Source organism: Streptomyces sp. NPDC056527 (genome assembly GCF_042794475.1).
Lineage (GTDB): Bacteria > Actinomycetota > Actinomycetes > Streptomycetales > Streptomycetaceae > Streptomyces.
In genome coordinates this window covers 1-1,009 of record NZ_JBHTTQ010000244.1, presented here as the reverse complement: position 1 = coordinate 1,009, position 1,009 = coordinate 1, and the positions used below count along the sequence as shown (strand labels likewise).

General features: G+C 71.2%; 1 protein-coding gene. It reads right to left on the bottom strand.

The annotated features are described in order from the left end of the window. Nucleotides 1–68: 68 nt before the first annotated feature. Nucleotides 69–968, bottom strand: a complete 900-nt coding sequence (locus ACFQ7Q_RS38185; protein ID WP_383563887.1) for a formylglycine-generating enzyme family protein — start codon at nucleotides 966–968, stop codon at nucleotides 69–71. Nucleotides 969–1,009: the final 41 nt, after the last annotated feature.

Genomic DNA, 1,009 nt, shown 5'->3' with positions numbered 1-1,009 from the left:
GTCCCACATGGCAGAGGCCGTTGCGGAACACTCCGCAACGGCCTCTCGCTTGCAGGCGCAGGACGGCTCTACACGGGGTCGGCGGCCACTCGGAACCCGATGTTGCCGGTCGAACTGTCGGGCGTGTTGGAGCTGCGGGCGGCCACCCGGTAGCGGTTGCAGTAGGAGTCGTGGCACAGGTACGAGCCGCCGCGCATCGCCCGTGAGGTCTCCTCGTCGGGGGCGAACCGGTCCGCACACCACTCCCAGACGTTGCCGACCGTGTTGTAGAGCCCGAAACCGTTGGGTCGGAAGGACTTCACGGGAGCCGTACCGACGTAGCCGTCGTCGGCGGTGTTGACGGTGGGAAACTCGCCCTGCCAGATGTTGCACATGTGCCGGCCGCCGGGCTCGAGCTCGTCACCCCACGGGTAGCGGCGCTGCTCCAGGCCTCCACGGGCCGCGTACTCCCACTCGGCCTCGGTGGGCAGACGGGTGTCCGACCAGGCGCAGTAGGCCTGGGCGTCGTTCCAGGACACGTGGACGACGGGGTGGCTCTGACGGTCGGTGACGTGTGAGCCCGGCCCTTCGGGGTGACGCCAGTCGGCTCCTTCCACCGCCCGCCACCAGGGGACGGCCGCCACGGGCGGGGAGATGTCCGCGACCGGGTCGGAGAGGAAGGCGCCGAAGGTGAAGGAGAAGCCGAAGCGCTCGGCCTCGGTGAGGTGTCCGGTGGCCTTGACGAACGTGGCGAACTGGGCGTTGGTCACGGTCGTGGCCGCGATGCGGAAGGGCTCCACGGCCACCTCGCGCACCGGCCCCTCGGCGTCCGCGGGGAAGCCGTCCGGGTCGTCGGTGCCCATGAGGAAGCGCCCTCCAGGCAGGGTGAGCAGCTGCCGAGCCACCCGGGAGGGCCGGGGCGAGGGGCGGGGCGGTGCGAGGGTCACTACCGGGACGTGGGAGTGACCAGGGGTGCAGCATTCGGGCATGACGGCTCCGTCGGAACGATGGGGCGGCCGGCACCCGTGCC

Coding starts and splice junctions, on each gene's coding strand:
- ACFQ7Q_RS38185 (WP_383563887.1), bottom strand. CDS start 968: ATGCCCGAATGCTGCACCCCTGGTCACTCCCACGTCCCGGTAGTGACC.